This is a genomic window from Bacillus sp. PAMC28748 (assembly GCF_014250415.1).
Taxonomy (GTDB): Bacteria; Bacillota; Bacilli; order Bacillales; family Bacillaceae; genus Bacillus; species Bacillus licheniformis.
Genome location: NZ_CP060192.1, coordinates 3,575,038 through 3,593,646, shown reverse-complemented (window position 1 = coordinate 3,593,646; position 18,609 = coordinate 3,575,038). Strand labels below are relative to the sequence as shown.

Sequence of the window (18,609 nt, the reverse complement as noted above, 5' to 3'; positions counted from 1 at the left end):
CTATCCGATATGAAACCTATTCCCATTCCTTATTGTAATGGTGTTAATCTTACATTTCAACTCAAAAATATTGAGAATGCTTATCACACAAGGGTTCTACTGCTAACATACCCCTTTTATATGAGTTTAAACGTCGATTTCTCCGCAAAATCTGTTAAAATAAAAGGAAGAAATGATCGAATGTTGCCGGAAGATTGCAGGTGATGATATGCCGGTTCATTTTTTTGACGCGATTGTGCTTGACATTCTGTCATCCATGAAGGGTGAGCGTTCTCCAAGCGCGGTCTATCATTTATTAAAAGGAAAAAGGTCGTCACAGACGATACAGGACGCCGGTTTATTTGCCGTTTCAAAATACTTCGGCTTTTGTTCGGCTCTGTCGAGAGAGCAGGTGGCAGCCAGCGTTCAACGATTGAAGCAGGAGTCTTTGGTCAGAGAAAAAGCGGAAAGCGGCGCTTACACCGTCACCGAAAAAGGAGAAGCGGAACTTGCCGGCTTTTTTGCCCTTTATCCGTGGCCCCGCCATTTTCACGGCGGCTATTATCAGGCGGCAGCCAAAGTGATGTGGGCAAGGATGTCGCTTTTGATCCAAGTGCTCTCCAACAAGCTTTACCGCGAACGCGTGTATTTGCCGATCGTAAAAGATTATCAGATTCAGAACTGGGTTAAACAGTATTTAAGAAACCGGAATGCTGCTGAAACAGCGGCCCAGTTTCACCAAGAGCTGAAAGAGAAGCTGTCTGTTTTAAATCATGATGAACAGGCCGCTATTTTTGTTCACTCCCTGACATCCAGAACAAAAGCGGGCTATACATTCAGACAGCTTTCCGAAAAAATGAACCTTGATGAGTGGTACATATATGCACTGTTTTGGGATGTTCTGCACCATTTTATTCAATCCGCCCAAAATGGTGAAAGTCCGCTTTTTCAAACGCTCATTCATGACATTCCTTTGAATGATGGTCTGACACAATCGACGAGAAAAACGCTCTTTCTTATAAAAGAAGGGTATACAATAGACCGGATCGCAAAAATTAGAAAGCTGAAATTGGCGACGATCGAGGATCACATTGTGGAAATCGCCATTCATGATCCGTCTTTTTCCATCGATCAGTACGTGTCGAAAGAGGAACAGAAAATTATTGCCGATTATGCGATAGCGAACCAAACCAATAAAATCAGACAAATTAAAGAGGGACTCGGCGGCCGATACAGTTATTTTAAAATCCGCCTGGCCCTGTCGAAAACGGTGATCAGGAATGGATAAACTTCATCAGGCGCTCCGCAGGTATTTTGGTTATCATGCTTTTAAAAAAGGCCAGGAAACGATCATCAAAAGCGTGCTGGAGGGACGGGACACGGTGGCGATGCTTCCGACAGGAGGCGGGAAATCGCTGTGCTATCAGCTCCCAGGGCTTTTGTTAGACGGCACCGTCCTGATCGTCTCGCCGCTTTTGTCTTTAATGGAAGACCAGGTGCAGCAATTGAAGATGCGCGGAGAGAAGAGAGCTGCCGCCTTGAACAGCGCTTTGACACACCAAGAAAAAAATGACGTATTAAACCGGCTTCACCGCCTCAAATATCTGTACATTTCACCAGAAGCGCTTCAGTCCGGCCAAATGCTGAAAAAGCTTCAATTGCTCAATGTCAGCCTTTTTGTCGTTGATGAAGCCCACTGCATCTCACAATGGGGGCATGATTTCAGGCCTGATTATTCGAAGCTTGGAGACATCAAGGCGCTCCTCGGTCATCCCGTCACTCTGGCGCTTACAGCAACGGCAACCGAAGCGACATTAAAGGACATTTCGGAAATCCTGGGGCTTAAAGCCGCCAATTATTTGATTCATTCGGTCGACCGTCCGAACATTGCGCTTCATATTGAAAAGCTGAGGGATACTGCTGAGAAGACGGAGCGGCTGACAGGGCTGGTTCAAAAGCTGCAAGGTCCTGGCCTTGTTTATTGCCCGACGAGAAAATGGGCTGAAGAACTGGCTGACAAGCTCCGTAAAGAAGCAAACTTGAGAACGGGATTTTATCATGGCGGGATGGAGGCAAGCGACAGGATGCTGATCCAGCAGCAGTTTATCCGCAATCAGCTTGATGTGGTCTGCTGTACAAACGCCTTCGGTATGGGAGTGGACAAGCCGGATATCAGATATGTGATCCACTTTAGCCTCCCGCAGACGATTGAGGCGTATCTGCAGGAAATCGGACGTGCCGGCAGGGATGGAAAGCGGAGCGTCAGCATTTTGCTGAAGGCTCCGGGAGACGAGGAAATCCAGGAGCAGCTGATTCAAATGGAAGCCCTCTCCCAAAGCGATATCGGCTTTTTATACGAAAAGCTTGCAGGAGTGAAAGATGAACGCTGCCGGCGGGAAGCTCTGCAGCTGGCCGGTTTATCGGAAACGCAAGCCCGCCATTTTCTCCATCTTTATGAGAAGGTGCATCATCTGGGCGGCGATGGCCGGGCGGTCATTCAGAGGGAGATGGACAGCCGCAGGCAGCTCAAATTGAAAAAAGCGGCGGGATTCGCCGCCGTCACCGAAACAGAAGGGTGTTTCAGGGAAAGCTTGCTCGCTTATTTTAATGAACAAAAAAAGCCGCCGAAAACGGATGAAACAGCGTGCTGCACATCCTGCGGTTTAAGTCTTGAAGCATACGAAGTCAAAGGAGACCGTCCGTCTATGAACAAATTGACAGCGTGGGAAGAAGAATTGGATACCATATTTGCCGCCAGCTGTGATCGTGTATGCTGAAAAAACAGTCGGAAATCATACGTCGCCTGTCAGACGGGGAAATGCTGAAACAGCTCTATTTTTCCCAGACGCTGATGCTTTTTACCGCATTATTGATGGGCATCTTTTTATTTGATGATGCAGACGCTTTTCTATCGCTTTGGAATCCATCGGACTTGAGCATCCTGAAGTACGGGGCGCCGCTCGCGGCTCTCGTGATCATCGCCGACCTGATGGTGATGAAATGGGCTCCCAAGCATATGTATGACGATGAAGGGATAAATGAAAAGCTCTTTCGTGAACGCTCGTATCCGCATATCGTGATTCTTACCCTTTTCATTGCATTTGCAGAGGAAATATTGTTCAGGGGCGTTATCCAGACGCATTTCGGTCTCTGGGCGGCGAGCATTATTTTCGCGATATTGCATTTTCGTTATTTAAAAAAATGGCTGCTGTTTGTAATGGTGGTGTCCATCAGCTTTTTGCTCGGATTGAGCTTTGAACGGACAGGGAATTTATTTGTTCCTGTCACGGCACATTTTTTGATCGATGTTGTATTTGCGTGCCAGATTCGTTTTCAACACGTAAGGAGGAGTTCACATGACGGAGATGTCAAGAATAGAGAGGAAGAAGAGGGAACAGGAGAAGGCCAGCGCTGAAATGAACCGGGAGGCGGCCGCGGCTGTTGAACTGGAGACACTTGATGAGGAGATTCCTTCCAGACGGACTTATCATAAAAAAAAGAAGTCCAGCAAAAAAAAGAATAAAGACAGAAATCCACTATTCACGTCTCTTGCAGTCATGTTTGTTTTCATTCCGATCATCGTCTTCGTGGTGTTCATGTACATGCTGAATCAAGGAGGCGATACCGACCCTGATCAATATGATAATGTGTTTTATGAAAACAAAGGTGAAACGGGAATGACGAATGAAAATCAAAACGGTGAACAAGAAGCGGATCAAAAGGCGGCTTCGCAGCATACAGCCGCCGCCCTTCAAGAAGAAAAGCTGAAAGAGAGCAAACAGCCGGAAAATAAAGAGGATGAACCGTCAAAAAAAGACGAGCAAAAGCAAAAAGAGCGGCCTAAAGAGGCAAAAAAAGCAGATGAGCAGCCTGTCGCTGCAAAGAAGCCCGCCGCATCGAAGCAGCCTGCGGAACAAGAGAAGAAAACGGCAAACGCGCCTCAAACGCCGCCAGTTCAGCAAGCACCGCAGCCCAAAAAGGTGCTGAAGCACACGGTTGGCGAAAAAGAGACGCTTTTCCGGATTTCGATGAAATATTATAAGAACCGGTCAGGAGAGGAAAAAATCCGCAACTACAATCAATTATCAGGCAACAATGTCTACGCCGGCCAGGTCCTGGATATCCCGATTTATTAACAGTGGCATGATTTTGCCCGCGAATACATATACATTGTACTAACAAATAGGACAAGGTGTGAGGACTGTGGGAAGCGAGCTTGAAGAGCTGGACCGTTTTACGGACGAACCGACGAAACAAATGCTCCGCGCCTTAATTAAAAGGAAGAAAAAGTACGAAAACTATGCCAGACAGACATTCAGGTGGCAGGCGGTGGCGGCGATATGCGCGGTTTCGTTTTGTGTGTTTGCAGCGTCAAAGGGGATTGGGCAAAACGGCTTCCTTTCCGGCTTGCTGAATGACTCCGTCTATCTGCTGTGGATCTTGTCGGCCGCTTTTGCATACAGCACCGCTTACTATTTTAAAAAGAAGGAAGAAAAAGCAGAAGGGGAATATCATAAGCTGAGATGCGAGATTATTCAGAAAAGCACGGATCTATGGCCCCAGCCTGAAGAGTGGAAATCAAGGGAAACGGTTTTTAAGATCATGAAACAGCAGTATGACATTAATCTTTATTTCGAAAGCAAATAAAAGACGTTTTCTTGTTAAAAGAAACGTCTTTTTGCATCAAGCCGTCTTATCATAAACAAAACAGATTGGAGAATGCACATGATCTATTGGCTCAGTCTGGCTTCGGCCGCTTTCATCGGCCTTGCTGCTTTAGTGTGGAAAATGTCAGCCATCGCGCGCGAAAACCGGGTGTTGAAGGCTGAATTTTCACTCGGGCGCCTGAAAAAGGAATTGAATGTCTTTTTTATTTCAGATATTCATAGGCGGACAGTCAGCGAAGACATTATTTGTGAAGTGAAAGAACGCGGGGTTCAGCTCGTCATCATCGGCGGCGACTTAGCAGAGGGCGGCGTCCCTTATACGAGAATTGAAGAAAATATCAAAAGGCTTTCAAGTTTGGGAAAAACGTATTTTGTATGGGGAAATAACGATTATGAAGTTGATCAGGAAAGGCTGCTGGAAATATTCAAGACATACGGTGTAACGCCTTTGCGCAATGCTTCGGTATTGCATGACCATCAAGGACAAACTGTCAATATTTGCGGAGTGGATGACATCAGACTCGAATTGGATGATTACCCGGCAGCTCTCGGCGGCGTGCAGCCGGGTTTTCCGACTGTCCTTGTGTCACATAATCCGGAGATTCATCATCAAATACAGGAGGCGGACGGTATTGACCTGATATTGAGCGGTCATACCCACGGAGGACAGATTCGCTTCGGCAGATTCGGGCTCTGTGAAATCGGAGGAACCGGCACTGTTTTCAAGGCTCCGTACTTGATCAGCAACGGCTATGGAACGTCGAAGCTTCCTCTGCGGCTCGGAGCGAGGCCGGAAACCCATCTGATCAATCTGGTTCCGGGCCCCCGTATGGAAGGAAACTGATGCTTTTTCACTGAAAAAAAACGAAAAGGCGGCATTGTGCTTGTCTTCCTCTCAAACACAGTGTAAACTGGTATCAAAATTAAGAACCTATGACTCATCATCTCCATATAATAAGATATATGATGTGTGCAAGAAGAGGCAGGAGGGAACGTTATGCGGCTTGAGCGTCTAAATTATAATAAGATCAAAATCTTTCTGACACTTGACGATCTGACAGACCGGGGGCTGACGAAAGAAGACCTTTGGAAAGACTCATTTAAAGTTCAGCAGCTGTTTAAGGACATGATGAACGAAGCGAATACAGAGCTCGGGTTCGAAGCGAATGGCCCAATCGCTGTTGAAGTGTATTCTCTTCAAGCACAAGGAATGGTCATCATTGTCACAAAAAATCAGGAAACAGATGAAGACGATAATGAGTATGATGAGGACTATATTGAAATGCAAGTCAAACTTGGCGAAAGTGTTGACATTATATATGAATTTCAAACGTTTGAGCATCTGATTGAACTTTCCAAAAATCTGGACCGCATCGGTATTCAAGGCGGGACAGTCTACCACTATGAGGGCAGGTATTTCTTAAGTCTCGACGATTTTGACTCCCTTGAGGTTGACGGCGTGATTTCGATTTTAGCCGAATATGGGAATCCGACGACTTTAACGATTTACAGGCTTCAGGAATACGGAAAGAAAATCATGGAGAACAATGCCGTTCAGACCATTCAGACATACTTTAAATAGCCCGCATTCAAAAAAGATATTCTGCTGTGTTAAACAGCAGTTTTTTTCTGCCGAAAATAAGAATATAACAAAAATGATTTTTCTTGAATATTTTCACGAAAAATGGTTGATTGTTCTTTGCATGATTAGTGCAAGGGTGTATACTATTCTCTGAAAGGACAACATGCCAGAAAGACTTTAGGAGGTTAACTTATAATGGTAGCCGATCAAAACACCGGTCATACTGAAGAAAACACACATGACGTTTTGAAATCAACGCAAACGGTGATACATAAGGCGCTTGAAAAATTGGGATATCCTGAAGAGGTGTATGAATTACTAAAAGAACCGATTCGTTTTTTAACGGTGAAAATTCCGGTTCGCATGGACGATGGATCTGTTAAGATTTTCACGGGCTACCGAGCCCAGCACAATGATGCAGTAGGGCCGACAAAAGGCGGCATCCGTTTTCATCCGGGAGTTACAGAAAAAGAAGTTAAAGCGCTTTCTATTTGGATGAGTCTGAAATGCGGCATCATCGACCTTCCATATGGAGGCGGAAAGGGCGGGATCATCTGTGATCCGCGGGATATGTCCTTTCCTGAACTGGAACGTTTAAGCAGAGGGTACGTTCGGGCGATCAGCCAAATTGTCGGACCGACAAAAGACGTACCGGCTCCCGATGTATTTACCAATTCTCAAATCATGGCATGGATGATGGACGAATATTCAAGAATCGACGAATTCAACTCGCCGGGCTTCATTACCGGCAAACCGCTCGTTTTAGGTGGTTCTCACGGCAGAGAATCTGCGACAGCAAAAGGGGTTACAATCTGCATTAAAGAGGCGGCGAAAAAGAAAAACATCGACATTGAGGGAGCTTCTGTCGTCGTGCAGGGGTTCGGAAATGCGGGAAGCTACCTTGCGAAATTCATGTATGACGCAGGTGCAAAGGTTGTCGGCATTTCTGATGCATACGGCGGCCTGTACGATCCTGAAGGGCTTGACATCGATTACCTGCTTGACCGCCGAGACAGCTTCGGAACGGTCACAAAGCTGTTTAATGACACCATTACAAACAAAGAACTGCTGGAGCTGGAGTGCGACATTCTTGTGCCGGCTGCCATAGAAAATCAAATTACCGCGGAAAACGCCCATAACATCAAGGCGAAAATCGTTGTCGAAGCTGCCAACGGCCCGACGACGCTCGAAGCGACGAAAATTCTTTCCGACCGCGACATTCTTCTTGTACCGGACGTGCTGGCAAGCGCCGGCGGTGTAACGGTATCCTATTTTGAGTGGGTGCAAAACAACCAGGGATTCTACTGGACTGAAGAAGAAGTTGAAGAACGTTTGGAAAAAATGATGGTCAAATCGTTCAACAACATTTATGAAATGGCGCACAACCGCAGAATTGACATGAGGCTTGCAGCCTATATGGTGGGCGTCCGCAAGATGGCGGAAGCATCCCGCTTCAGAGGCTGGATATAGGCTCAAACATTTGCAACAACCCAAAAAATCTCCTATCATAAAATAGGAGATTTTTTGATTTGCCGGATATGACAGGAGATGAACGGAACATGAAAGAAGAAAAAGTGATCATTATCGGCGGCGGCCCCTGCGGGCTTTCAGCAGCTATTCACATGCAAGAGATCGGAATAGATGCACTCGTCATTGAGAAAGGAAACATCGTCAACAGCATTTATCAATATCCTACTCACCAAACCTTTTTCAGCTCAAGCGAAAAACTGGAGATTGGCGATGTGGCTTTTATTACTGAAAATCACAAGCCGGTCAGAAATCAGGCGCTTTCTTATTACAGGGAAGTCGCCAAACGAAAAAATCTACGGATCAACGCGTTTGAGAAAGTTCAATCCGTAACAAAAACAGAGAATAACCAATTTATCGTGGAAACATCAAAGGACACGTATTTGTCTTCTTTTTGCATTGTCGCAACGGGATATTATGACAATCCGAACTATATGAATGTACCGGGAGAAGACCTTCCAAAAGTATTTCATTATTTTAAAGAGGCTCATCCGTACTTTGATAAAGATGTTGCAGTTATCGGGGGCAAAAACTCAAGCGTCGACGCGGCAATGGAGCTCGTTAAGGCGGGCGCAAGAGTGACCGTATTGTACAGAGGGAACGAATATTCCTCCAGCATCAAACCGTGGATCCTTCCGGAATTCCTTTCGCTTGTCAAGCACGGAAAAATCAGAATGGAATTCCGGGCGGTCGTCAAAGAAATTACGGAAGACGAGCTGATTTTTTCTGTCGACGGAAAAGAAACCAGGATCAAAAATGATTTTGTATTTGCCATGACCGGCTATCATCCAGATCATAGCTTTCTTCAAAAAATGGGAGTCAAAATCGACGCAGAGTCGGGCCGTCCTTTCTTTAATGAAGAAACGATGGAGACGAACGAAGAAGGCATCTTTATCGCCGGCGTTATTGCGGCCGGGAACAACGCAAATGAAATCTTTATTGAAAACGGCCGTTTTCACGGCGGCTTAATCGCAGCTGAAATTGCTAAACGGATATAAAAACCGGATGTTTTATGATTTGTATCAGGCAAAAGAGAGCATATTCTATATATAGATGTGCTCTCTTTTTTATCGGCACACAGATCAACGCGAAAAGGGGCATCTTGACATGAATAAAAAAGTAGCTCTCATTACAACGGGAGGAACGATCGCCAGCCGGAAAACCGAAAGCGGCCGGCTTGCGGCAGGGGCGATCAGCGGCCCTGAATTAGCCGAAATGTGCAGCCTGCCGGAAGATGTACAGATCGATGTCTACCCGGCGTTTCAGCTTCCAAGTATGCATATAACATTTCAGCATTTATTAGAGCTCAAGCAAACCATCGAACGCGTGTTTCAGGACGGCGGCTATGACGGCGCGGTTGTAACGCATGGTACGGACACGCTTGAAGAAACCGCCTATTTTTTGGATTTAACAATAGAGGATGAGAGGCCGGTCGTTGTCACAGGTTCACAGCGAGCACCGGAACAGCAAGGCACAGATGCATATACAAATATCAGGCATGCCGTATATACAGCTTGCAGTCCGGATATAAAAGGAGCCGGCACGGTTGTTGTTTTTAACGAAAGGATCTTTAACGCGCGCTACGTTAAAAAAGTGCACGCTTCGAATCTGCAGGGTTTTGACGTATTCGGTTTCGGCTACTTAGGGATCATTGATAACGACAAAGTATACGTTTATCAAAAGCCGTTAAAGCGGGATGTTCACCAGCTGCAAAGGCCGCTTCCTGCAGTGGACATCGTCAAATGCTATCTTGATGGAGACGGCAAGTTTATCAGAGCCGCCGTCCGCGAGGGTGTCGAAGGGATCGTCCTTGAGGGAGTCGGAAGGGGGCAGGTGCCGCCGAATATGATGGCTGATATCGAACAAGCTTTAAATCAGGGCGTTTATATCGTCATCACGACGAGCGCAGAGGAAGGCGAAGTTTATACGACCTATGACTATGCAGGCAGCAGCTATGACCTCGCGAAAAAAGGGGTCATTTTAGGCAAGGATTATGACAGCAAAAAAGCGAGAATGAAACTCGCCGTCCTTCTTGCAAGCTATAAAGAAGGCATAAAAGACAAATTCTGCTATTAGGCGGCCTGTTCTTTTTCAATTTCAAAACAATCCGAATCATGGTAGGATAGAATGAGATGAAAAGGAAAGAGGTTTCCTCATGTTCGGAATTATCTCAGCAGGCCTAGCTCCCGGAATCGCACTGTTAATGTATTTTTACTTAAAGGAAAAATATGAATCCGAGCCCATTCATATGGTCATCCGCCTCTTTATACTGGGGGTTTTGCTCGTTTTTCCGACGATGTTCATCCAGTATGTATTGGAAAAAGAACACATTTCTGAGGGCAGTTTTGTCGTTTCGTTTTTAACTTCCGGCTTTTTGGAAGAATTTTTAAAATGGTTTTTGCTGATGGTCAGCACCTTTCAGCATATCGACTTTGATGAACACTATGACGGAATCGTATACGGGACAAGCCTTTCATTGGGGTTTGCGACGCTTGAAAATATATTGTACCTCATCGGAAACGGGGTGGAGTACGCCTTTATGCGCGCTTTGCTTCCGGTTTCCAGCCATGCTTTATTCGGAGTGATCATGGGCTTTTACATCGGCAAAGCCCGTTTTTCGGATAGCAAAACAAAGATGAAATGGCTGCTATGCTCGCTTTTTATTCCGGCTTTGCTTCACGGTCTATACGATTATATTCTGCTCGCCTTAAAAAACTGGATCTATTTTATGCTGCCCTTTATGGCGTTTCTTTGGTGGTTCGGCTTGCGCAAAGCAAAAAAAGCCCGTTCCGTCAAAACCGGCGGGCAGCCTCTTCAGCAATAGCCGCCTTGTAAAAGGGCGGTTTTTTTATTTTTCTTGTCAGGCATATTTGCCTAAAGATGAAACAGAAAGGAAAGCGTGTATAAAATCTGCCTCGCTACAAAAGATATGGTTACAAAAATGCTGGAGGAGGCTTAAAACATGAAGTCGAAAGGTTCTTTTTGTTTGAATGTCATTTTATGTACCATTATGGCAACCAGTCTTTCACTTCCATTCAGTCAAAAAAGCGCTGCCTTTTCTGAACAGGTAATACAGCGGGGGGCGACAGGGGATGATGTGATTGAACTGCAGGCAAGACTTCAATACAATGGCTATTACAATGGCAGAATTGACGGAGTATACGGGTGGGCGACATACTGGGCCGTCCGCAATTTCCAAAATCAGTTCGGCTTAAGGGATACAGACGGCCTGGTCGGGCCGAAAACAAAACGATTATTAATCAATCATACTAAATATTACAGCGACTACGTGCACAGACAGCTTCGAAAAGGAAACCAATTTACACATTACGGCGGGCTGCCGCTGAAGTATCAGACGAAGCCTTCAAAAGAAGTGCAGCAGCAGGCGAGAAAAAAGGCGGAAGCAAGACAGCGGCAGGGCGCACAACAGCGGGGTACCGCCCAAAAACAGCCGCAGCAAAAGCAGCAGGCCGCTCCTGCACAGCCGAAAAAACAAGCACAGCCAAAGGCTGCACCTAAACAAGCCGCGCCTAAAAAACAGGATGCCGTTGCAGCCAATATGCCGGGCGGATTCTCGAACAACGACATTAATCTGTTGGCCCAAGCGGTTTACGGTGAAGCGCGCGGAGAACCGTATGACGGCCAGGTTGCCGTTGCAGCTGTTATATTAAACAGGCTCGATAGCCCTACGTTCCCGAATACGGTGGCGGGCGTTATCTTTGAACCGCTTGCATTTACAGCTGTCGCGGACGGACAGATTTATATGACGCCGGATGAAACGGCGAAAAAAGCCGTTCTTGACGCCATCAACGGCTGGGATCCATCAGAAAATGCCACTTACTATTTTAACCCTGACACGGCCACTAGCTCATGGATTTGGGGCAGACCTCAAATTAAAAGGATCGGTAAACACATTTTCTGTGAATAAAAGCGAGGTGCTATAAATGATCAGAGGAATTTTAATCGCCCTTTTAGGTGTCGCCATCGTCGGAACAAGCTATTGGGGCTATAAAGAACATCAGGAGAAAGACGCCGTTTTGCTTCATGCCGAAAACAACTATCAAAGGGCATTTCACGACTTAACTTATCAGGTGGATCAGCTGCATGATAAAATCGGGAGCACGCTTGCGATGAACAGCAAAAAAACGCTGTCTCCCGCTTTGGCGGAAGTCTGGAAAACGACTTCTGAAGCGCATAACAATGTCAGCCAGCTGCCGCTGACCTTAATGCCGTTTAACAAGACCGAAGAGTTTTTGGCAAAGGTCGGAGATTTCAGCTACAAAGCAGCCGTGCGCGATCTTGACAAAGAGCCGCTCAATAAAAAAGAGTACGCTTCTTTAAATCAGCTATATGAAAATTCAAAGGATATACAAAATGAACTGCGTAATGTCCAGCATTTGATTATTGACAAAAATTTGAGATGGATGGATGTAGAACTTGCGCTCGCGTCCGGCCAAAAACAAAGCGACAATAAGATTATTAATGGCTTTAAAACCGTTGAAAAAAGCGCAAGTGCATTTTCGGATACGGATTTAGGCGCGACAGAGATGACGAACACGAAAAAAGAGCAGCAAGGGTACGACCATTTACAAGGCAAAAGAATAACCGAAAAAGAAGCGCGCAAGATTGCCCAAAAATTCGCCCAGGACAAAAATTACAATATCAAAGTATCGAAAAGCGGCAAGAAAACGAACAGGGATGTATACAGCATCAGTATGCAGGACCCTGATCAAAAAGCGGATATTTATATGGACATTACCGAAAAAGGCGGATATCCGGTTTATCTGATTCAAAACAAAAAAATTAAAGATGAAAAAATCAGCTTAAACGATGCGTCAAACAAAGCCCTTCAATTTTTGAAAAAAAACGGCTATAAAACGGAAGACCTGAAGATGGATGAAAGCTCGCAATACGACGGCGTCGGGGTGTTTTCATTTGTTCCGGTCCAGGACGATGTCTGGCTCTATCCGGACAGCATCCGCATCAAGGTCGCGCTTGACGACGGCGAGATTACCGGGTTTAATGCAAAGGATTTCTTAATCTCCCATAAAAAAAGAGACTTGCCGAAGCCCAAACTAACGCCTGAAAAAGCGAAAGCAAGCCTGAATCCCAACGTAAAAGTTCAGGAGACGCGCCTTGCTTTAGTCACGAACGAGCTTTCGCAAGAAGTGCTCTGCTACGAAATTCTCGGCACGATTGAAAACGATACATTCCGCATGTTCATCAATGCCAATGACGGCACGGAAGAGAAGGTTCAGAAAATGAAAAGCGCAGAACCGATATACAACGACTTGTAAAAACGATAGATCAAAGGGAAAAGGCGATAACATGCCTTTTCCTTTTTAGCATTCGGAATAATTCGCCCTAAACATTTCCATACTGAACATATGGGCGGAACGTCCGCCGGTAAATTGAAAATGCCCGGGGCCATAAATTTTCCGGGCAGCGGAGGAATAATATGAAAACAATCGAACGGTTATTATTTAAGATACTCGTCGTACAGACGGTCATTTTAATCAGCGTGCAGCTTCTTTTTCATTTCTCCAAGGCTGAGCCTTATCTGTCAAAGGTCGTGCAGTATGAAGGCGTGAACAACATGAAAATCGGCGAATGGATCGAGACATTTAAGCCGTAATTCACGCTAAAATCTCCCCTTTTTCGCCTAATACATGATACAATCCTATAAGGAGTACCAGATAGCAAGGAGAGGAATTATGGAAAAGAAATTATGCATTGCAATAGACGGCCCTGCGGCAGCCGGAAAAAGCACCGTGGCGAAAATCGTGGCCAGAAAAAAGTCGTATATTTATATTGATACGGGTGCCATGTACAGGGCGATTACGTATCTAGCGCTGGAAAAGGGCGTTGATTTAAACGACGAAGCGGCGCTGACGGCCTTGTTAAAAGAATCTGCCATCGATCTCACGGTTTCGCCTGAAGGAGAGCAGAAGGTTTATATCGCAGGCGAAGATGTAACAGAGGCGATCCGCACGGATAGCGTGAGCAACCAAGTCTCCATCGTCGCCAAATACGCCGGGATCCGCGAAGAAATGACGAAAAGGCAGCAGCAGCTGGCTGAAAAAGGCGGAGTCGTCATGGACGGCCGCGACATCGGAACCCACGTTCTCCCGAATGCGGAAGTGAAAATATTTCTCTTGGCGTCCGTCGAGGAGCGGGCAAAACGCCGCTTTGAAGAAAACGTCAAAAAAGGGTACAATGTAAATTATGAAACGCTTGCAGAAGAAATCAGGCGCCGTGACAAACTCGATTCAGAGCGCGAGATTTCCCCGTTGAAAAAAGCGGACGATGCGCTTGAAATCGACACGACTTCATTGACGATCGATGAAGTGGCCGAAAAAATTCTGCAGATTGTAGACAAAAAGGCTCAAAAATAAAAAATCCGGGCAAATTACTTATTGTCTGCATGTTTTGACTTGACAAACACAGGCTTTTATTAGAAGTTAGTAATAATAAATCATGTTTTAGAACATTCAAATATCCATTTTTGAATGGTTCTTTAATACATATCGGCTGTCCGGAGCGGATATCATTTCGTCCGGAATAACCGTTTTTACAAAAGCTGTGTAGGTTTGGACCAAGGAGGTTATTGAAATGACAGAGGAAATGAATCAAATTGATGTTCAAGTACCAGAGGTTGGAGATGTGGTGAAAGGTATTGTAACGAAAGTTGAGGACAAGCATGTCGATGTTGACATCCCCAACTGCAAGCAAACCGGAATTATCCCAATCAGTGAATTATCAAGTCTTCATGTTGAAAAAGCATCAGATGTCGTCAATGTTGACGATGAGCTTGAATTAAAAGTGACAAAAGTGGAAGACGATGCATTGATTTTATCAAAACGTGCTGTTGATGCAGACCGCGCTTGGGAAGACCTAGAGAAAAAGTTTGAGTCAAAAGAAGTGTTTGAAGCCGAAGTAAAAGACGTCGTTAAAGGCGGTCTGGTCGTCGATATCGGCGTGCGCGGATTCATTCCCGCATCGCTTGTAGAGGCGCATTTTGTCGAAGATTTTACAGATTATAAAGGAAAGACGCTTACTTTAATCGTCGTTGAACTTGACAGAGATAAAAACCGCGTGATTTTATCACACCGTGCGGTTGTAGAAAAAGAGCAGTCAGAAAGAAAACAAGAATTTCTTCAAACGCTGGAAGCCGGACAGGTGCTTGAAGGAAAAGTACAGCGCCTGACAGACTTCGGTGCTTTCGTTGACATCGGCGGCATTGACGGTCTTGTTCACATCTCCCAGCTCTCGCATTCACACGTTGAAAAACCGTCGGACGTCGTCGAAGAAGGCCAGGATGTCAAAGTCAAAGTGCTGTCCGTCGACCGCGACAATGAACGAATTTCGCTATCGATCAAAGAAACGCTTCCTGGACCTTGGTCCAACATCGGTGAAAAGGTGAAGCCTGGAGACGTATTGGACGGAAAAGTTCAGCGCTTGGTGAGCTTCGGTGCATTTGTCGAAGTGCTTCCTGGAGTTGAAGGCCTCGTCCACATTTCGCAAATCTCCAACAAACACATCGGAACGCCTCATGAAGTGCTTGAGGAAGGCCAGGACGTAAAAGTGAAAGTGCTTGATGTCAATGAAGAGGAAGAGCGCATTTCTTTAAGCATGAAAGAGCTTGAAGAAAACACCGATAAAGCAGAGCAGGAAGATTACCGTCAGTACCAGGCGAAGGAAGAGTCTTCAGGGTTCCAGCTCGGTGAAATGATCGGAGACAAACTGAATAAATTAAAGTAAAATTTGGTGATGATGGTGACGCGAGCAAAAAGAAAAAAAGAACACATTGATCATGCCCTGTCCACCGGACAGAAACGTCAGACCGGGCTTGATGATATCACATTTGTTCACGTCAGCCTTCCGGAAACGGAATTGTCACAAGTTGATACTTCAACCAAAATAGGCGAACTGTTTTTAAGTTCGCCTATTTTTATCAATGCGATGACAGGCGGAGGCGGGAAGGCGACGTTTGAGATCAACAGGGCTTTGGCGAGGGCGGCTGCACAAACAGGCATACCGGTCGCTGTCGGCTCGCAAATGTCCGCTTTGAAAGATCCCGATGAGCGACCTTCATACGAGATCGTCAGAAAAGAAAATATGAAGGGGCTTGTATTCGCCAATTTGGGGAGCGAAGCGACAGTGGAACAGGCCAAGCGGGCGGTCGACATGATTGAAGCCGATATGCTTCAAATTCACCTCAATGTGATTCAGGAAATCGTCATGCCTGAAGGCGACCGCAATTTTACAGGACGCCTGCGCCGGATTGAAGACATCTGCCGGAGTGTCAGCGTACCAGTCGCCGTAAAAGAGGTTGGCTTTGGGATGAGCAGGGATACCGCGGCCCGGCTTTTTAACGTCGGCGTTCAGGCGATCGATGTCGGCGGTTTCGGGGGAACGAATTTTTCGAAAATCGAAAATTTGCGCAGGGATAAAGCAGTTGAGTTTTTCGATCAATGGGGCATATCGACAGCAGCCAGCCTGGCCGAAGTCAGTTCGATATCCGGCGATCGGCCGATTATCGCATCCGGCGGCATACAAGATGCCCTTGATTTGGCCAAATCGATAGCGCTGGGCGCGTCTGCGGCTGGGATGGCAGGCTATTTTCTCAAGGTGCTGACAGCTTCGGGAGAAGAGGCGTTAGCCGCCGAAATCGAGAGCCTGATAGAAGATTTCAAAAGAATTATGACCGTCTTGGGTTGCAGGACGATTGAACAGTTGAAAAAAGCGCCGCTCGTCATCAAGGGCGATACATATCATTGGCTGAAAGCGAGGGGTGTTGACCCCTTTGTTTACAGCATGCGTTAAAAAAACCGGCTTCTCTTGAGCCGGTTTTTTTACGGGTTTCGCTTGCGCGCGTCCTCCGCACTTTCGAGAGAGGCGGCGCCATTGTAGCTGATCGACTGGTCACGGTCCGATTCGGTTCGCTTCTGCTGTTTCAGCTTCTTTTCCTGTCTGTCTTTTCCCAACGCTGTTCCCTCCTTATCGCACGTTTAAAAAATCTTAAGTCGCTCCATACTGAAAATGGAGGACGAAAACATATGGAAGAATTCTATTATTATTGGTCAATGTGGTTTTTATGGGTGCTGACGACTTTTATCCTCGAGAAAAACAGGTTTCGCTTTTATGCGTCAGCATTTATTTTGCTCAACATCATTTTAAGTATGTATCAGGTCAGGCTCTTTATGTATTTTAATGCCGCCTATTTGTCGTTTTATATCGGAGCCTTCATGCTGTGCGGTTTTTTGAGGCTTCATAAAAGTGTCAAGCGGCTGCTGCTTCATCTCTCGATGGTGTCCGCCTACGGTTTTTTGTTTCTGTTTGCATTATATGACCCTGTTTGGTTTATCCTAAAGCCTGAATGGCTGATCATCATCTTGTTTGTCATCATGACAGCAGCTTTTGAAAGAAGCTTCGCCGTCCGTCTCGGGGTGTTTGTGCTCGGGATGTGCCAGGGGGAGCTCTTGTATACATTCGTCATCAGAAAGCTCTATGGAGACATTGCAGCGGGCGGTTATTCATGGCTGTCAATGTGCGCTGCGGGGATCGTTCTCGTTTACGGAATATCCCAGTATGAACAGCTGATGCATCAAGTCTATCATAAATTGAAGCGATTGAATAAAGGAGCAGCAAAAATGTCATGAGCCAATATACTTATCCGATCATCTTGGGAATTGTCGCAGGTATTGTTGTCAGAGTATATATGCTCCGAACCGACTACCGCCAGTACCCCACTTATCTTCATGGGAAAACGATACATATTGCGCTGGCTTTGATCGCTGCCAGCATTGGCGCGATCATTATTCCGTCAATCTTGAAATCGGATTATACAGCGATTACGTTTTTAACGCTGGCTGCAACCCAATTCAGGGATGTCCGGAACATGGAACGGGAAACATTGACGCAGCTTGACGGCTATGAACTCGTTTCAAGAGGCAGCACGTATATCGAAGGAATCGCGATCGCCTTTGAAAGCAGGAATTACATTGTCATTTTTACATCGCTCCTGACGACCCTCGCATACATTCTGTTTTCATCGGTATGGGCAGGCCTTGCTGCTGCTTTGATCTGTTTTATCGCGGGCAGAATCTTAATGTCCGGAAGCTTTATTAAGGATATCGCCGATATAGAGTATAAAAAGCCTCATTTTGAAGGGGCCGGACTTTATGTCGACAATATTTACATTATGAATATCGGGCTTCCCGAAAAGCGGAAGCTGATTTTGGAACACGGCATGGGGTTTATTTTGAAGCCGAAAAATTTTAATTCCGCAGTAACGATTGCCAATCTCGGGCAAAGACAAGCGATTTTATTTGACGTTTCAAATGTGCTCGGCGTGTATCGAGATTCTGGAGAACCCTCTCTTTCGCCGCTTGCGAAAAGGGATTTGAATGACGGGCGGGTCGCGGTTTTTGTCCTTCCGGTCATCAAGGACAAAGAGACGGCGATCAGGGTCATCGGCGATGTTCCGACGCTGGAAAACGCCATCCGCGTACCGATGGAATTCATTAAAGAAAAGCACAGCAAGGTGATAAAATGAGCGAATCAATCGAAAAATTCATTCTCGCCGTCGTCACAACGAGGCGAGACAGAGTGATCGGCGGGACGGCTGCATTTTTCTGCGACACCCCCGAGGAAATGAACACGTACGCCAAAAACCTTGAAGCCATTCTCGACGGAATCGCCCACGGAATAGGAGATGACCTTTATTTGATTGTGAAACATTTTTAATTACAGTTGTGATCTCTTTAGAAATTGATATAATATATGAGTTAAGCCCTTCTGTATGGAATAAGAAGGGTTTCTTTCTTCAAACTGATTTTTTGAAAAGAGAAA

Annotated in this window: 21 protein-coding genes; 20 read left to right on the top strand and 1 reads right to left on the bottom strand. The window is 45.9% G+C overall.

Going from position 1 to position 18,609, the window contains the following annotated elements; genetic code table 11:
• The first annotated feature begins 208 nt into the window (after positions 1-208).
• From H7F26_RS18475 to fni, 17 genes are all read left to right on the top strand, one after another.
• On the top strand, positions 209-1,267 hold the full coding sequence (locus H7F26_RS18475; protein WP_003183062.1) for a YpbB family protein: 1,059 nt from the start codon (positions 209-211) through the stop codon (positions 1,265-1,267).
• A complete protein-coding gene (locus tag H7F26_RS18470) occupies positions 1,260-2,756 on the top strand; it encodes a RecQ family ATP-dependent DNA helicase (RefSeq protein WP_003183060.1) in 1,497 nt (498 codons plus the stop codon). Before H7F26_RS18475 ends, H7F26_RS18470 begins: the two co-directional genes overlap by 8 nt.
• Entirely contained in the window at positions 2,750-3,394 is a 645-nt protein-coding gene (locus H7F26_RS18465) for a CPBP family intramembrane glutamic endopeptidase (protein WP_003183057.1), read from the top strand. Before H7F26_RS18470 ends, H7F26_RS18465 begins: the two co-directional genes overlap by 7 nt.
• Before the next feature lies 1 nt (position 3,395).
• On the top strand, positions 3,396-4,115 hold the full coding sequence (locus H7F26_RS18460; RefSeq protein ID WP_003183055.1) for a LysM peptidoglycan-binding domain-containing protein: 720 nt from the start codon (positions 3,396-3,398) through the stop codon (positions 4,113-4,115).
• Positions 4,116-4,236: 121 nt separating this feature from the next.
• Complete coding sequence (locus H7F26_RS18455) at positions 4,237-4,626, top strand: YpbF family protein (protein WP_229098737.1); 390 nt, start codon at positions 4,237-4,239, stop codon at positions 4,624-4,626.
• A 78-nt stretch (positions 4,627-4,704) separates the two neighbouring features.
• Positions 4,705-5,490 carry a metallophosphoesterase gene (locus H7F26_RS18450; protein ID WP_009327990.1) on the top strand — a complete coding sequence of 262 codons (786 nt, stop codon included), beginning with the start codon at positions 4,705-4,707 and terminating at the stop codon, positions 5,488-5,490.
• Between the two features lie 153 nt (positions 5,491-5,643).
• A complete protein-coding gene (locus tag H7F26_RS18445) occupies positions 5,644-6,228 on the top strand; it encodes a genetic competence negative regulator (RefSeq protein ID WP_003183050.1) in 585 nt (194 codons plus the stop codon).
• 195 nt (positions 6,229-6,423) lie between these two features.
• On the top strand, positions 6,424-7,698 hold the full coding sequence (locus H7F26_RS18440) for a Glu/Leu/Phe/Val family dehydrogenase (RefSeq protein WP_003183047.1): 1,275 nt from the start codon (positions 6,424-6,426) through the stop codon (positions 7,696-7,698).
• Between the two features lie 89 nt (positions 7,699-7,787).
• The gene (locus H7F26_RS18435; RefSeq protein ID WP_011198076.1) at positions 7,788-8,753 is read left to right on the top strand and encodes a YpdA family putative bacillithiol disulfide reductase; all 966 of its coding nucleotides are present in this window, start codon (positions 7,788-7,790) and stop codon (positions 8,751-8,753) included.
• A 109-nt stretch (positions 8,754-8,862) separates the two neighbouring features.
• Positions 8,863-9,831 carry an asparaginase gene (locus tag H7F26_RS18430; protein WP_003183042.1) on the top strand — a complete coding sequence of 323 codons (969 nt, stop codon included), beginning with the start codon at positions 8,863-8,865 and terminating at the stop codon, positions 9,829-9,831.
• A gap of 79 nt (positions 9,832-9,910) precedes the next feature.
• Complete coding sequence (gene prsW, locus H7F26_RS18425; RefSeq protein ID WP_003183040.1) at positions 9,911-10,579, top strand: glutamic-type intramembrane protease PrsW; 669 nt, start codon at positions 9,911-9,913, stop codon at positions 10,577-10,579.
• A 138-nt stretch (positions 10,580-10,717) separates the two neighbouring features.
• Positions 10,718-11,683, top strand: coding sequence for a spore cortex-lytic enzyme (gene sleB / locus H7F26_RS18420; protein WP_003183038.1), 966 nt, complete (start codon positions 10,718-10,720; stop codon positions 11,681-11,683).
• A gap of 16 nt (positions 11,684-11,699) precedes the next feature.
• Positions 11,700-13,052, top strand: a complete 1,353-nt coding sequence (ypeB, locus tag H7F26_RS18415) for a germination protein YpeB (RefSeq protein ID WP_009327993.1) — start codon at positions 11,700-11,702, stop codon at positions 13,050-13,052.
• A 161-nt stretch (positions 13,053-13,213) separates the two neighbouring features.
• Complete coding sequence (locus H7F26_RS18410; protein WP_003183034.1) at positions 13,214-13,390, top strand: YpfB family protein; 177 nt, start codon at positions 13,214-13,216, stop codon at positions 13,388-13,390.
• Between the two features lie 79 nt (positions 13,391-13,469).
• Positions 13,470-14,150, top strand: a complete 681-nt coding sequence (gene cmk, locus H7F26_RS18405; RefSeq protein WP_003183032.1) for a (d)CMP kinase — start codon at positions 13,470-13,472, stop codon at positions 14,148-14,150.
• Positions 14,151-14,367: 217 nt separating this feature from the next.
• Positions 14,368-15,516, top strand: coding sequence for a 30S ribosomal protein S1 (rpsA, locus tag H7F26_RS18400; protein WP_003183030.1), 1,149 nt, complete (start codon positions 14,368-14,370; stop codon positions 15,514-15,516).
• Between the two features lie 15 nt (positions 15,517-15,531).
• On the top strand, positions 15,532-16,581 hold the full coding sequence (fni, locus tag H7F26_RS18395; protein ID WP_011198074.1) for a type 2 isopentenyl-diphosphate Delta-isomerase: 1,050 nt from the start codon (positions 15,532-15,534) through the stop codon (positions 16,579-16,581).
• A 29-nt stretch (positions 16,582-16,610) separates the two neighbouring features.
• Here the strand turns inward: fni and H7F26_RS18390 are convergent, their stop codons facing one another.
• Positions 16,611-16,742, bottom strand: coding sequence for a YpzI family protein (locus tag H7F26_RS18390; RefSeq protein ID WP_003183025.1), 132 nt, complete (start codon positions 16,740-16,742; stop codon positions 16,611-16,613).
• A 72-nt stretch (positions 16,743-16,814) separates the two neighbouring features.
• Between H7F26_RS18390 and H7F26_RS18385 the strand changes: the two genes are divergently transcribed.
• From H7F26_RS18385 to H7F26_RS18375, 3 genes are read left to right on the top strand one after another with little or no spacing between them, the layout of a single operon-like run.
• Positions 16,815-17,417 (top strand): YphA family membrane protein, encoded by a 603-nt coding sequence (locus tag H7F26_RS18385; RefSeq protein ID WP_003183023.1) that lies wholly within the window; start codon positions 16,815-16,817, stop codon positions 17,415-17,417.
• Entirely contained in the window at positions 17,414-18,313 is a 900-nt protein-coding gene (locus tag H7F26_RS18380) for a YIEGIA family protein (protein ID WP_003183021.1), read from the top strand. Before H7F26_RS18385 ends, H7F26_RS18380 begins: the two co-directional genes overlap by 4 nt.
• A complete protein-coding gene (locus H7F26_RS18375; protein WP_003183019.1) occupies positions 18,310-18,504 on the top strand; it encodes a capping complex subunit for YIEGIA in 195 nt (64 codons plus the stop codon). The genes H7F26_RS18380 and H7F26_RS18375 overlap by 4 nt, the downstream gene beginning before the upstream one ends.
• The last annotated feature ends 105 nt before the right edge of the window (positions 18,505-18,609 follow it).

Excerpts from the sequence above, each read along its gene's own strand:
- cmk (WP_003183032.1), top strand. The coding sequence starts at position 13,470 with ATGGAAAAGAAATTATGCATTGCAATAGACGGCCCTGCGGCAGCCGGA.
- H7F26_RS18385 (WP_003183023.1), top strand. The coding sequence starts at position 16,815 with ATGGAAGAATTCTATTATTATTGGTCAATGTGGTTTTTATGGGTGCTG.
- ypeB (WP_009327993.1), top strand. The coding sequence starts at position 11,700 with ATGATCAGAGGAATTTTAATCGCCCTTTTAGGTGTCGCCATCGTCGGA.
- prsW (WP_003183040.1), top strand. The coding sequence starts at position 9,911 with ATGTTCGGAATTATCTCAGCAGGCCTAGCTCCCGGAATCGCACTGTTA.
- H7F26_RS18450 (WP_009327990.1), top strand. The coding sequence starts at position 4,705 with ATGATCTATTGGCTCAGTCTGGCTTCGGCCGCTTTCATCGGCCTTGCT.
- H7F26_RS18440 (WP_003183047.1), top strand. The coding sequence starts at position 6,424 with ATGGTAGCCGATCAAAACACCGGTCATACTGAAGAAAACACACATGAC.
- H7F26_RS18445 (WP_003183050.1), top strand. The coding sequence starts at position 5,644 with ATGCGGCTTGAGCGTCTAAATTATAATAAGATCAAAATCTTTCTGACA.
- H7F26_RS18455 (WP_229098737.1), top strand. The coding sequence starts at position 4,237 with ATGCTCCGCGCCTTAATTAAAAGGAAGAAAAAGTACGAAAACTATGCC.
- H7F26_RS18460 (WP_003183055.1), top strand. The coding sequence starts at position 3,396 with ATGAACCGGGAGGCGGCCGCGGCTGTTGAACTGGAGACACTTGATGAG.
- H7F26_RS18435 (WP_011198076.1), top strand. The coding sequence starts at position 7,788 with ATGAAAGAAGAAAAAGTGATCATTATCGGCGGCGGCCCCTGCGGGCTT.
- H7F26_RS18375 (WP_003183019.1), top strand. The coding sequence starts at position 18,310 with ATGAGCGAATCAATCGAAAAATTCATTCTCGCCGTCGTCACAACGAGG.
- H7F26_RS18430 (WP_003183042.1), top strand. The coding sequence starts at position 8,863 with ATGAATAAAAAAGTAGCTCTCATTACAACGGGAGGAACGATCGCCAGC.
- H7F26_RS18465 (WP_003183057.1), top strand. The coding sequence starts at position 2,750 with ATGCTGAAAAAACAGTCGGAAATCATACGTCGCCTGTCAGACGGGGAA.
- H7F26_RS18470 (WP_003183060.1), top strand. The coding sequence starts at position 1,260 with ATGGATAAACTTCATCAGGCGCTCCGCAGGTATTTTGGTTATCATGCT.
- H7F26_RS18380 (WP_003183021.1), top strand. The coding sequence starts at position 17,414 with ATGAGCCAATATACTTATCCGATCATCTTGGGAATTGTCGCAGGTATT.
- H7F26_RS18410 (WP_003183034.1), top strand. The coding sequence starts at position 13,214 with ATGAAAACAATCGAACGGTTATTATTTAAGATACTCGTCGTACAGACG.
- sleB (WP_003183038.1), top strand. The coding sequence starts at position 10,718 with ATGAAGTCGAAAGGTTCTTTTTGTTTGAATGTCATTTTATGTACCATT.
- H7F26_RS18475 (WP_003183062.1), top strand. The coding sequence starts at position 209 with ATGCCGGTTCATTTTTTTGACGCGATTGTGCTTGACATTCTGTCATCC.
- rpsA (WP_003183030.1), top strand. The coding sequence starts at position 14,368 with ATGACAGAGGAAATGAATCAAATTGATGTTCAAGTACCAGAGGTTGGA.